This is a genomic window from Spirosoma luteum DSM 19990 (genome assembly GCF_000374065.1).
GTDB lineage: Bacteria > Bacteroidota > Bacteroidia > Cytophagales > Spirosomataceae > Spirosoma > Spirosoma luteum.
The window spans coordinates 1-13,224 of record NZ_KB893264.1 but is presented as its reverse complement, the minus strand read 5'-3'; the positions used below and the strand labels follow the sequence as shown (position 1 = coordinate 13,224).

General features: G+C 49.4%; 13 protein-coding genes. 10 read left to right on the top strand and 3 right to left on the bottom strand.

Going from position 1 to position 13,224, the window contains the following annotated elements; translation table 11 throughout:
- Positions 1 to 18 precede the first annotated feature (18 nt).
- Positions 19 to 996: an oxygen-dependent tRNA uridine(34) hydroxylase TrhO gene (gene trhO, locus B156_RS0116795; protein ID WP_018620922.1), complete on the bottom strand. Its 978-nt coding sequence runs from the start codon at positions 994 to 996 to the stop codon at positions 19 to 21.
- A 171-nt stretch (positions 997 to 1,167) separates the two neighbouring features.
- Between trhO and B156_RS0116790 the strand changes: the two genes are divergently transcribed.
- Positions 1,168 to 1,797, top strand: a complete 630-nt coding sequence (locus B156_RS0116790) for a deoxynucleoside kinase (RefSeq protein ID WP_018620921.1) — start codon at positions 1,168 to 1,170, stop codon at positions 1,795 to 1,797.
- 1 nt (position 1,798) lies between these two features.
- Here the strand turns inward: B156_RS0116790 and B156_RS0116785 are convergent, their stop codons facing one another.
- On the bottom strand, positions 1,799 to 2,194 hold the full coding sequence (locus tag B156_RS0116785; RefSeq protein ID WP_026260877.1) for a response regulator: 396 nt from the start codon (positions 2,192 to 2,194) through the stop codon (positions 1,799 to 1,801).
- 253 nt (positions 2,195 to 2,447) lie between these two features.
- Between B156_RS0116785 and B156_RS0116780 the strand changes: the two genes are divergently transcribed.
- The 7 genes from B156_RS0116780 (at position 2,448) to B156_RS0116745 (ending at position 10,070) form a co-directional block, all read left to right on the top strand.
- A complete protein-coding gene (locus B156_RS0116780) occupies positions 2,448 to 2,846 on the top strand; it encodes a response regulator (protein ID WP_018620919.1) in 399 nt (132 codons plus the stop codon).
- Positions 2,847 to 2,895: 49 nt separating this feature from the next.
- Entirely contained in the window at positions 2,896 to 3,270 is a 375-nt protein-coding gene (locus B156_RS0116775; protein WP_018620918.1) for a hypothetical protein, read from the top strand.
- A gap of 851 nt (positions 3,271 to 4,121) precedes the next feature.
- Complete coding sequence (locus tag B156_RS0116765) at positions 4,122 to 5,132, top strand: YheT family hydrolase (protein WP_018620916.1); 1,011 nt, start codon at positions 4,122 to 4,124, stop codon at positions 5,130 to 5,132.
- Positions 5,133 to 5,225: 93 nt separating this feature from the next.
- Positions 5,226 to 7,160: a phosphoglycerate dehydrogenase gene (gene serA, locus B156_RS0116760; protein ID WP_052635764.1), complete on the top strand. Its 1,935-nt coding sequence runs from the start codon at positions 5,226 to 5,228 to the stop codon at positions 7,158 to 7,160.
- Positions 7,161 to 7,246: 86 nt separating this feature from the next.
- On the top strand, positions 7,247 to 8,326 hold the full coding sequence (locus tag B156_RS0116755; RefSeq protein WP_018620914.1) for an aminotransferase class V-fold PLP-dependent enzyme: 1,080 nt from the start codon (positions 7,247 to 7,249) through the stop codon (positions 8,324 to 8,326).
- A 150-nt stretch (positions 8,327 to 8,476) separates the two neighbouring features.
- The gene (locus B156_RS0116750; RefSeq protein WP_018620913.1) at positions 8,477 to 9,172 is read left to right on the top strand and encodes a porin family protein; all 696 of its coding nucleotides are present in this window, start codon (positions 8,477 to 8,479) and stop codon (positions 9,170 to 9,172) included.
- Positions 9,173 to 9,233: 61 nt separating this feature from the next.
- On the top strand, positions 9,234 to 10,070 hold the full coding sequence (locus tag B156_RS0116745) for a hypothetical protein (protein WP_157627081.1): 837 nt from the start codon (positions 9,234 to 9,236) through the stop codon (positions 10,068 to 10,070).
- Between the two features lie 77 nt (positions 10,071 to 10,147).
- On the opposite strand, the gene B156_RS0116740 is transcribed toward B156_RS0116745, so the two are convergent.
- A complete protein-coding gene (locus tag B156_RS0116740; RefSeq protein WP_157627080.1) occupies positions 10,148 to 10,453 on the bottom strand; it encodes a hypothetical protein in 306 nt (101 codons plus the stop codon).
- A gap of 353 nt (positions 10,454 to 10,806) precedes the next feature.
- On the opposite strand from B156_RS0116740, the gene B156_RS0116735 reads away from it, so the two are divergent.
- Positions 10,807 to 11,271: a hypothetical protein gene (locus tag B156_RS0116735; RefSeq protein WP_018620910.1), complete on the top strand. Its 465-nt coding sequence runs from the start codon at positions 10,807 to 10,809 to the stop codon at positions 11,269 to 11,271.
- A gap of 748 nt (positions 11,272 to 12,019) precedes the next feature.
- The coding region (locus B156_RS0116730; RefSeq protein WP_018620909.1) for a DUF4331 domain-containing protein at positions 12,020 to 13,224 on the top strand (1,205 nt) is incomplete at its 3' end.

Here is a 13,224-nt window from a genome sequence, read left to right as displayed (position 1 = left end):
ACGCTAATGACCAACCCGTTATCCAACCAACCGACTATCCGTCCGTTGCCCCTGCCGACTCCTGAACCCCTGCACGGGAGAATAGCCCTGCGTTTGTTTGCCGTAGTACCCCGACCCATCGTACGAGCGTATGGCAGGGTCCTCTTTGCAGGCATCCGTACAGGTGCCTCCGTGATCGTGGCCGCAGGTATCGCACAGAGTAATGTGGTTATTACAAACCGGGCTGGCGCAGTTTATCATCCGGCTGGTGGGCGTACCACAGCGGTAGCAACTTGACACCGTAACCGGGTTTATGTGGTTGACGGGTACCGTTACGCGGTTATCGAACACGTAGCACTCGCCATCAAAATCCTCCCCCCCCGTTTCCAGGCCGTAGCGGATAATACCCCCGTGAAGCTGATACACATTTTCGAAACCCTGCGCCAGCAGATAGGCCGATGCTTTTTCGCACTTGATGCCGCCCGTGCAGTAGGTAACTATTTTTTTGCCCGTGCCACGCAGGTGGTCCAGTTCGGCCACGTGTTCGGGAAGTTCGCGGAGGTTCTCCATGTCGAATGTGATGGCATTCTTAAACTTTCCGACCTCATGCTCGTAATTGGACCGCATATCAACCAGTACCACGTCGGGGTCATCTTTGAGTTGCCGGAACGCGTCGGGTTCAAGATGGATACCCGTTTGCCGGAGTGGATCGACGGGGAGTTCGGAGTGTACAATTTCCGATTTTACCCGAACGTGTAATTTTTGAAAGGTATGCTGGTCCGTTTCATCCACTTTAAATTCAACCCCCGCAAAACGGGAATCGGCCCGGAGTGTATCCATATAGGCATCGCAATCAGCGGTGAGTCCCGATACAGTTCCGTTTAGCCCTTCGGGCGCAACGATGATACGACCAAGCAAATTGAGCCGCAGACACAGCAAATGATGCTCTTCCCGGTATTGATCCGGATTTTCGATGGGTGAGTAGATATAGTATAGAAGAACGCGGTATGGTTTCATGGCATAACCAGTAAAATCAGATGGCCAACACAGAGCGAATAGCCAGTCTGAAACACAATTTCGATTACAAAATTAAGCAAAATGGGCGTGAAAACGTTGTGATGACAGACATACCGGCGCAGCTAACGATGGTATGCCAGCCATTTATAACATACTCACTCAGCACGCACTATGCACATTGCGATTACGGGAAACATTGGCGCGGGAAAAACAACACTGGCCAAATTATTGGCGACCCACTATGGTTGGGAGGTGCTGTATGAAGCTGTAGAAGGGAATCCTTACCTGGCCGATTTTTACGAGGATATGCCCCGCTGGTCGTTCAACCTGCAAATCTACTTCCTGAACAGCCGCTTCGCGCAGATGAAAAAAATCATCAGCCGGTTGCAAACAGAAAACGTAACAACACTGGTGCAGGATCGAACCATTTATGAAGATGCGGCCATTTTTGCCCGAAACCTCAGGCAAAGTGGTTTTATGAGTGAGCGCGATTTTGATACCTACCAGGATTTGTTTACAAACATGATGAGCATCGTGCGGCCACCCGACCTGATGATTTACCTGCGGGCCGACCTATCCAAACTTCGCCGGCAAATTCAGAAACGGGGCCGGTCCTTCGAGCAGACTATAGCCGATCAATACCTGGCCAATCTCAATAAGCTCTACGAAGAGTTTGCTGATTCGTACGTCCTGGGCCCCCTCCTGGTGCTGGACATGAACGCTCTGGATTATGTCGATCAGCCGCAGGATTTTCTGGAAGTTATCCGGCAGGTAGATCTGCACCTACAAGCCAATAAATAAATCAGGCTAGTTTCCAACGGCTGCTCAATTCCTGAGCCAATACTTTCAGCTGGGTCATAGAAAGTGGCTTTGTCAGGAACTGGTTAGCGCCCAGGGCCAGTGAGCGCGATTGTTCGGCTTCGGTAGCTGAGGTAGTGAGCATCACAACGGGCAGCTGCTTGTACCTGGGTAAACTGCGTAATTCTTTAAGCGTCTCAAAGCCGTTTTTGAGTGGCATATTGATGTCTAACAGAATCAGGCGGGGCAGTTCGTTGCACTCGGCCAGTTTAGGGAGTAGTTCGACCCCATCGTTGAGTATCATGACGCGGATAGGAGGCTCGCCACTCTCAAATGCGGAGCGTATGAATAGCTGATCGTCTTCGTCGTCGTCAACGACCCAAACTGTCGAGGTAGTCATTTTTGGTAAACAGGGAGAGTAGCAGTCGTCAGCCGGAAACGAAAAGCTGAACAGCAATACTACTGGATAAAAATTCTTTATCCAAGTACCTACCTTTTGGTAATACGCCTATCCACTTGTGTCTCAAAAGAAACCGATTCGATTTTTTCCAAAAGAAGTATACAGAGTATCACATTACCCTATTTTCCAGTCGTAAAATAGAACAGGCTGCCAGTTACGTTGTTTCCAATAATAACTTAACACCTGAATAGCTATGAACCAGACAATACTTGTAGCCGATGATGATGATGAAGACTTCATGTTGCTGAAAAATCACATTCAAAAATGTCATCAGCACGTGAGCCTGACGTACGTGTCAACCGGCGAAGAAGTACTTGCACATTTACAGACCCTTCCACTCCCTAACCTTATTATACTGGATGCCAAAATGCCCCTGATGAATGGCTATGAAACGGTGACGTTGATACGCGCTTCACCAAACCTCCAGCATATCCCTATTTTGGTCTGGTCCGGCTCTCTCTCCAATGATGACATTGTCCATTTTTACCAGGCTGGCGCTAATTCAGTAATACTCAAACACAGTATGCTCAAACAGATCGACATAGTCTGTAAGTACTGGGTGGAATTGGTCGAGTTACCCGTTATGCCATGACCACGTCATCAACCTGCTAAATTCCTCTCAAAAGATAAACTGAAACAGCATGAAAACTACCTACGAATGGTTGCTCCATAATATGGGCAACGAGGCAAACTACCTAACAATCCTGAACGTACAGCAACAAACGAATGAAGTTGGTATAGCCCGCATCGACGTAATGGCCCGCACGGAAGATTTCAAGGTTGTAAACCTGGTTATTGGTCCTGAAGATACAGGTAATGGGGCAAACAGTACGCTGGAAGACACAGCGGAAAAATCGATTTCGGCTAGCTACCTTTTCAGCAATGAACAATCCGTGATTACGTATTTATCGGAAGGTCAGTCAGCCGCTATGGATACAGCAAGGTCAGGTATCCGGCTGCTAGTACTGGAGCCGGCCGACGGCGCAGGAGAGATTACTTTTCCACCAGGGCGGTAAAAAGTGGCTTAAAAAAAGAGAGCCCAGGCCACCCCTGCCGTCAGAAACAGGGTAATGAAGAGTACCATAAACCAGGTGATGGCATTTACTACGCTGAAGGAAGATGTGTTTGCGAGTTTCATCGTATAAATAATGGACAAATACACAGTTGTGACTAACAGAGTGACGTTGTGACGCTGCTATGCATCTACGTCACTTATACAGATTGAGATTTCTGTACTGTTACTTTTTTTTATATAAGAATAACAGTACAGGTATTCTTACCTCATTTAGGCAAAAAGGTTTACAAAAAAACGTGTTAGAGAGATAAAGTCCCTCTGCCTGTGGGGGATCAATCAATTTTCCCCTGCTTTTCCCCGGCAGGAAGCATAAATAAAGTATGCGAAATTCACCGGCGCGGGTTAATCGTCCCGGTCTAGTTACGCCAGAATCGGCGCGTGTGTAGTCCTCTCACCCGGTGCTCCGGAGAAACTTCTCCAATTCGCGGCATACCCAACCAAACGAATTATTATCAGCAGGTTAGCCGATCCATTTCCGATACCTCTAAGCTAATCTCCCTCCTTCGATATTGACACTATACCCGACTCAACACGCGTGTGTGATCATACTCCGATTGACGAGCGTAACTCATATTCGAAACATTTTCTATCAAAATAATTGTATTAATTCTTTTTATTTGCCAATTTTGCCTCACTTGTTGCTATGGCAATAGACAATATTGCTTTTTTCAATTCAGGTTGTATTCAATGGGAAAGGCTGGTCGCTCTACGACCAGCCTTTTTTTATGACTTTGTTAGTCTTCTAAGCTGCATAGCTCGTACCTTTGCGGCTTCAATCGACCGCGTTACCTGATGCCGCTGATTGCCCCGTCAAGTTATGAGCCGCCTGCCCGTTTATGGAATGGCCATCTGCAAACCATTATTCCCTCGCTGTTTCGCAAGGTATCGATTCCCTACGTCCGGGAACGTATCGACACACCGGATGATGACTTCCTTGACCTGGATTGGGCTTTTTCCAATGATGAATTATTAATGATGAATGATGAATGGAAGGTTAGTAATTCATCATTAGTAATCCTTTCCCACGGCCTTGAAGGGAGTTCTACCAGTCCGTATCTGGCGGGCATGGTGCAGCATCTAACGCAACAGGGTTTCACCTGTCTGGCCTGGCACTACCGCTCGTGCAGCGGGCATATGAATCGGCAACAGCGATTTTACCACGTTGGTGAAACGGTCGATCTGGATTTAGTCGTTCAATATGCCCTCACCAAGGGCTATCGAACAATTTATCTCGTCGGGTTCAGCGCAGGGGGTAACGTAACGCTTAAATACCTGGGCGAAAAAGGGGCAGCCATCCATGACGCGCTGAAAAAAGCCGTTGTCTTCTCGGTACCTGTCGATTTGATGGGGTCATCCCGGCGGCTCGAACAATGGGACAGCCTGGTTTACAACTACCGGTTTAGCCGGACTCTCAAACGAAAAGTACTGGCAAAGGCAGCTGTTATGCCGGGTATTTTCCCAACAGAAGCCATCCGGGAAGCGCGCAATGTCCGGGAATTCGATAATTCGTTTACGGCACCTATGAATGGCTTTCGGGATGTAGCGGACTATTATACCCGGAGTAGTTCGCTCCCGTTTATTCAGTCTATCGCCATTCCCACGCTGATTATCAATGCTAAAAACGATCCGTTTTTATCGCCGGAGTGCTTTCCTGAAGCTCTGGCGCGGGAACTACCCAACGTCTGGATGGAGTTTCCTGCAAAGGGTGGTCATTGCGGTTTCCCTTCACGCACTGGCGGTATTCAGGGAACGTACTGGTCAGAAGAGCGGGCAGTGACGTTTTTCAAGACCACTGCAAACTAAGTACCAATTGCCTGTTTACATGGCAGGTACGCTGTTAACTAAAAGTAAGCGAATTGCCCGCCCAAAATGGCGGCTGTTCAACCTAACGATACTATGACTACCACAGAACTAACCCTCGGCCAGAGTGCCGTACCAGCGGCTGAACAGCCCTATTACATAATCGACTTCGACAGCACCTTCACCAAGGTAGAAGCACTGGATATACTGGGTGGAATCTCGCTCGCGGGGCGGCCCGAAGGGGAAGATGCAATCCACCAGATAAAGACCATTACCGACCGGGGTATGGCAGGCGAAATATCCTTTACGGAGTCGCTGAACCTACGGTTGGGTCTGCTGAAGGCGCACCGCGACCAGTTGCCTGCCCTTATCGAAAGCCTGATGGGTAAAATATCCGATTCGTTTCAACGCAATAAAGAGTTTCTAACCGAAAACGCCGATCGCATTTATATTGTATCAAACGGGTTTCGGGAATTCATTTTGCCCATCGTAACGTCACTGGGTATTCAGGAAGGACACGTCTTTGCCAATACGTTTGTGTACGATGAAAACGGAGCGATTATTGGTTTCGACCCGGAAAACCCGCTGTCAGCCAATGATGGCAAATCGAAGGTAATCCGGGACCTGAACCTCAGCGGGGAAGTGTACGTCATCGGCGATGGCTACACTGATTACGAAATCCGGGCATCTGGGCTGGCCAACCGCTTTTACGCTTTTACCGAGAATGTGTTGCGACCCAGCGTCGTTGAAAAAGCCGACCACGTAGCGCACTCACTCGACGATTTTTTGTATCACAATAACCTGAGCCGGAGCCAGTCGTACCCTAAAAGCCGGATTAAAGTGCTGTTGCTGGAGAATGTGCATCCGGTAGCCGTCCAGCTTTTTGAACTGGAAGGATTCAACGTGGAGATCAGGAAGGAGGCATTGGACGAGGACGAACTCATTGAAGCCATCCGCGACGTATCCATTCTGGGAATCCGCTCCAAAACGAACCTAACGGCCCGCGTTTTGGAAAATGCCAATAAGCTGATGGCGGTGGGTGCGTTCTGCATCGGCACGAACCAGATTGACCTGGACACCTGTACCCAAAAAGGCATTGCCGTATTTAACGCTCCCTACAGCAATACCCGCTCGGTAGTGGAGCTGGCCATTGGCGAAATCATTATGCTCATCCGCAGCATCGTGCCCAAAAGCAATCTGATGCACAAAGGTGGCTGGGACAAGTCGGCCAAGAACAGCTTTGAAGTACGCGGTAAAAAGCTGGGGTTGGTTGGGTATGGCAATATCGGCACGCAGTTGTCGGTAGTGGCCGAAGCCCTGGGTATGGAGGTGTATTTCTATGATATTGTGGACAAGCTGGCGCTGGGAAATGCCCGGAAATGCAAATCGCTGGACGACCTGCTGGCCGTTGCCGATATCATAAGCCTGCACACCGATGGCCGTAAGGAAAACAAGAATCTGTTTAGCTACCGAGAGTTTTCGCTCATGAAAAACGGGGTTATCTTCCTGAACTTATCGCGGGGGCACATCGTCGATATCCCCGCGCTGGTGGATGCCATTGAGCGGGGAAAAATTGCGGGCGCGGGCATAGATGTATTCCCGCTGGAGCCAAAAACGAACAACGAAGAGTTTACCAGTGCTTTACGCAAACTCCCCAACGTGATTCTGACTCCGCACATTGGCGGCAGCACGGAAGAAGCTCAGGTAAACATTGGCAACTTCGTACCGGGCAAATTGCTCGAATACATCAATAATGGCAGCACGTACGGCAGCGTAAACTTTCCCGAATTACAATTACCCATGCTGAAAGGGTCGCACCGTCTGTTGCATATTCACGCCAACGTGCCGGGTATTCTGGCCAAAATGAACGCCATTTTTGCTAACTACCATATAAACATTCATGGTCAGTACCTCAAAACCAATGAGCAGATTGGGTATGTCATCACGGATGTGGCTAAAGAATATGCCCACGAAGTGGTAGAAGAACTCAGAAGCATTGACAACACAATTAAGTTTAGACTGCTTTATTAAACAAAGAGCGAAAGAGTGGAAGAGTGAAAGAGTGATTTACACCGCAGACGCTCTTTCGCTCTTTTACGCTTTCACTCTTTAGACTTATGAAAAACACTTACTTTACACCTGGCCCGGCCGAACTTTACCCAACTATTTACCAGCACCTGCAACGGGCAATGGACAAACAGATTGGCTCGATTTCGCACCGGAGCGAGCAGTTTCGAAATTTATACCGGTTTCTGGATGAGCAGCTGCGCACCCTTCTGTCCATACCGGATACCCACGGCATTTTCATTACCGGCTCGGCTTCGGAAGTGTGGGAGCGGATGCTGCTGAACTGCGTAGAGCACGAAAGTTTTCACCTCGTCAATGGCTCCTTCTCGCAAAAATTCTATGACTACGCCAACGCCCTGCACAAACACGCTCACGTACTTGAGAAGCCGTTTGGGGAAGGGTTCGATGCGGCCGATATTCAGGTGCCAGACTACGCCGAGGTCGTTTGCGTAACGCACAACGAAACCTCATCGGGGGTGCAGATGAAGCCAGCCGAAATTCATAAACTCAAGCGGAAGCATCCAAAAAAGCTGTTCTGTGTCGATATGGTCTCCTCAGCTCCCTACCCCGACCTGGATTTCAGCCTGATTGATTCGGCTTTTTTCTCGGTACAGAAAGCATTTGGTATGCCCGCCGGCATGGGAATCTGGATTGCCAGTGAGGCCTGTTTGGCCAAAGCCGAGCGATTACAAAAAAACGACACGCTCACGGTTGGGGCGCATCATACGCTTCCTGCACTCTGGAAACACTACCGGACCTTCGAAACCCCCGCCACACCAAATGTGCTGTACATGTATCTGCTGGGCAAGATTGCGGAGGATTTTAACAAAATCGGGATAGATACTATTCGGAAGCAAACCGAAGAAAAAGCGCGGATGCTGTATAAATTCATTGACACGTCCGACGCCTATGAGCCTTTCGTGAAGCAGGAGCGGCATCGGTCACAAACGGTCATCGTGGCCACTACCCAAAAACCTTCCTCCGACGTTATTAAGCTTGGAAAAGCCGCCAACATGCTTGTTGGGAGCGGGTACGGGAAGTTTAAAGAATCGCAAATCAGGATTGCCAACTTTCCGGCGGTATCGCCTGAACAGGTAAACGAACTGATAAACCAGTTGAACAACGTATAACAGTACACGAACTGTTTTCATCAAAGCACCTTTCTCCTATAGAATAAGGTGCTTTTTTTCGTCCTACCCTGCAACCGTAATTGACCAACAAACCTTATGAGGATATTATCGTTAATTAAGTAGTGACTCTAAGACATAAACTCAACTGTGATGAAAACGACAATTACGATTATTCTATTCTCGATGGGGCTTGCAACAGCGGGTTTGGCGCAGAACAGAACGGACTCAACCGGCCAGACCAAACCGCTTATTGATGAGCGCACAAAACAGGACATTCGCGAAACGGCAAACCAGGCTAGTGATAAACTGGAAGATGAAGTAGACAAGTCTATTAGCTACCAGGATGCCAATCAGTTAAATTGGTTCCAGCCCGGAAACGTGTTTATTGGTGCTGGCCCCGGCTTTGGTACCAACAATGGTCAGGTTTACTTCGACGTGAACGCGCGCATCGGTTATTTTTTCCAGCCGGGCTTCATGGCTGGCCTTCGGTACGACTCCGACCGGCTTTTGGCTAAAAGTTATCATGCCCGGCAGTTTGGCGCGTATGCCCGCTATTATCCCTTTCGGACCCGTATCAGTAGTTTTGTAGGAGCCAGTTTAAACAGCGGCCGTGAATTCGCGGATAATATTCCAGCCGACACCAAATCCAAATATACCAGCGTAGGGCTTGAGTTGGGCATAATGGCCTGGATTGCGCACCGCCTGGGGGCCGAACTGTCCTTTGAAAGCAATTTCTACAACAAAATAGACCCGACCGTAAGCCGGGGCAAAGGGGGACGATTGAAACTTGGCGTCAACTATTACTTTGGTTCGGTTGGCAAAAAGGGGGCGAAGCTAGCCCGTTAATCAATATCCGGCATTCCTGCGCTACTGCCATGTATGGGTCGGTGGTACCAACGTGATGCCCATGAAAACTTTACACGTACTGAATGGCGACGCCACAGCGCATGCATTTGTTGGCGCCGGGTTGCCGGGCGATGTAGCCATTTGGCGGGAGATGCTATCCGAAGGGCCTTTGCTGGTGGCACCCCGAACGGATGATGAACTGTGGACGCTGCGCCGTAACTGGCTGACTACCGCTTTTGGGACTAAATTTCAGGGCGAACAACCCGATTACACAATCTATGTCGTCCGCGAATTTGAAAAGATTTGTCGGTATACTGATTATGATGAAGTTGTTTTCTGGTTCGAGCATGACCTGTTCTGCCAGATTAATCTGGTCTTTTTACTAGCCTGCTTCGACCGGGTCGACTTAGGTCAAACCGTACTTCGGCAGGTATCGGTCGACCGGATCGAGGGGGTTGCCGACTTTAAAGGCTACGGCCAGTTGACCGGCACTCAACTGGCGGCCCTCTATCCGCAGGCCGAAACACTGACCACCCACGAATTAATGCTGGCTACCCGCGTTTGGTCGGCTTATGCCGCGTCGGACAAGGCGGCACTAACGGCGCTATTGACGACGAATGTTGGCCGGTTATGTCATTTGCCCGCAGCCCTAACGGCTCACCTGGCCCGGCTGACGGTGGCTTCCAATGGGTTATCCCTCATTCAACAGCAGTTGCTCAGGCTGATTCAGGCATCGCCCAAAACGCCCCGTCAGGTTGTGAGTGAGTGGCTGAGCCACGACCGGATATATGGGTTAGGGGACTGGAGCCTGGAGAACTACCTCACCGAATTGGCTGAGCAGGGCATTATTGAGGAACGGGATGGGCTGCTGGTAAGCACGGCTACCCAGCAGGCCTGACCCACGTCAGAAGCGCGTTCACGTCGGACTGAGTAATCAGCTGAACCAAGAAGGGTGTTGTACAGAAAAGAAATTGACTATTCCATCAGTTTCAGTTGGCCACGGGCGTCAAACCGGATACGGCCACCCATGTTATACCGAATACTACCAACTGTTACCTGATAATCATTAGGAACCTTGATCAAGTGCCCGATTCGGGCGGCCTGACCCGCAATGGGTGTGGCTCCGCACGACCACACAGCCGGGTCATTCCAGGCACCATCACGAAGCGTGTAAATTTCGCCGGGACCCCCTACGGAGATACTGGCGCTCACCGGTGGTGAGCCGAAGATTGATGTGGGACCGAGAGAAGAAAAGGTGAATCGGCGTAAATAGTGCTTCATGTAAGAATTGGAAGAAAAGCGGGATAAAAGGCCCACTTATAAAACCTCAACTTTAAGACAAGTTGAACATATAGTTTAGATTGTTTTACCGGCAAGGTGGGCTTTCCTACAGCATATTCGCCGTAACCTCATTGGCTTGAGCCGGAAATAAAATTTGTCCGTAAAAAAATTTCTCTGTGACCGTGAAAAGTCCCGACGTACTATGAATGATACGGAAGAAAATAGCAATTCAGGCAGCAGAAGAGTCATTTTACCGGGGCAACAGTAGAAAACAGGTTGATGGAAAGAGAAATGTTGTAATTTCCATCGCTACGTGACCAATGCAGCGAGCCAGTCGCTCAATCAACTACTATATGCACAACCTGTATCTTGCTACGTTTCTATTGCTCTTTGTTTCTGGTGCCCTTCATGCCCAAACTCCTCCCGCCCGCCCCACAGCCTCGACCCCGCCCGTTGATTTAGCCGAACGCATTCGATTACTGGAAGAAAATCTCCGGTTTGCCAACCAGAGCCTGGCCAAAAGTGTCGATGATTTGCTCTGGTACCAGAAGCTGGGCGACGTAGCCATCATTGATAAGGTTCGGTATGATAGCAAGCCGCCCCACATCATCAAAAACCCAACTGGACAGGGTGCCAGCAACCCGGTCGTCATTCCAGCCTATACGTTTGTGTCGAAGAAGTTTGAGTATAAAATTTATCAGGATGCCCCCGGCGGCCACAGCTTCAACCGGCTCGATACGAAACTGGCCCGCGATTCGCGGGAGGATATCTACCGGTTTCTGGCCCGCTATCTGAGCCCACCGGCGGCTATCAGGTAAAATAAGCCAAGTTTGGTAGCCCAAACGTATAATACGATTGGGCTACCAGTTTCCGGGCCTGTTTCTACGCTGGCTGCCATCCTACCGGCAAACGCCTAGGCCATCGAGTCAAAGACCCATCTGGCCGAAAGGTAGTTGATGAAGCTATCTGGTACTTTCGGCAAGGAAACAGCACTGGCTGAGCCCGTTCCTGCTCCCCGTTATGATTCGGACGGTCCGCTGACTTTCCGGCGTGACCGGCTACTTGGCGTAGTCATACAGAAAAAAAGCCTTTCAACTTTTTGAACCGGCACACACTGCCGGAACAGTTACTAATGCGCTGATTTCCTATTATGCTACGGAACAGATCTTCTGCATAATTCACGCTGTAAATGCGCTTATGAAACGCCCCGGGATGTGGTAGACCACGGGAAATCTTTCTGAAAAATTAAATATTCCTGCGTCTCCAGAATTACTAAATCTATTTTCCCGGCCTGAGAGTATATAAAGTTACTTTTCAATACCAAATTCTGGCGCTAAAGACGGGCCGGGAACAACTCATCTGAAAAATTTGCCCTGTCTGGTACCTCTTGTAGCGATAAATGAGTCACAAAAAAGCGCTTATACTTCTCAAAAGCCCACATTTAGGTACTTCTATTATATCCACAACATTAAATTCCTCCAAAGTAATAACTTATTCATAGTCAGTGCTGTTTATTTCTCGTACCTTTAACAAGTACAATTTTTTCACTTTTAATTTAACTTTACTATGCAGGTAATTCCTTTACTTTCTGGTCGGCTCAGGAGTTTATTCCTTGGCTGTGCCTTGTTAGGACTGGCGTTTGGCAGTTATGCCTCCAGCCACCGCGAAGCCCCGCTGATCTCTAATGATCCGCTGGCCGATAATACCGACGTGTACGCGTTCAAGAGCCCGGATGACCCGAACACGATTACAATTCTTGCTAACTACATTCCATTCGAGTCGCCCGAAGGCGGCCCAAACTACTACAATTTTGGCGAGCGAATCCGGTACGAGATTCACATAAAAAACAAAGCCAATACGGCCAGTGACGATATTACATATCGGTTTACGTTTACTAAAGTAAACGAAGACCCAAGTACATTTTTCAACATCCGGCTCGGTAAAGAGAACCTCAAGACCTCCTACATGTGTCAGAAGAGTGTAAATGGGGGACCTTTTACAACTATCGTTCAAAACGGCATCGTACCGGCCTACAACATCGGGCCCCGGTCTATCGATACGCCGGGTCTGGGACTGGGCAAGCCGTATGAGAAGCTTATTGAAGAAGCCATCGCCACGGCCACGTCGGGCGAGAAGGTTTTCTGTGGTCCTGCCGATGATCCATTCTTCGTGGATTTGGCGGGCGCTTTCGACGTGGGTAACTTCCGTCCCGAAGGGAACTCCGTTAACAAACCGAAAGATGGACTGGCGCGGTACAACGTACACACCATTGCTCTGAAAATTCCGGTTAACATGTTACAGAAAGACGGAAAGGGCGTTTCTCAGGCAGCTAACATTCTGGATGGTGATTTCGTCATCGGCGTATGGGCATCGGCCAGTCGCCAAAAAATTACGACCCTATACAACGGGGGCGATGTAGGTTTTGACGGTGATTGGGTACAGGTATCCCGGCTGGGCATGCCCCTGACCAACGAGGCTGTTATCCCCATCGGAGACAAAGACCGCTGGAATGCTACCTCACCGTATGGTGGTGCTGATTTGCAGTTTGCCAAGTACTTCACCAACCCTGAGCTGGCCCTGTACATGGACGATTCCAAATTTGGTGGTGCGGTTCCTTCGCTGAAGGCACTACGCATTCAGTCCAAGTCGCTGGGTTCGTTTGACTTCCGCAATGGCAAACCCGGCCTGTTCGGCCTGAAAGGCAATTCTGCCCTGGATGGCACGGCACTGGCCGAAGCCGCCTTCGGTGGCGTCCTGCTGCCCGACAACGC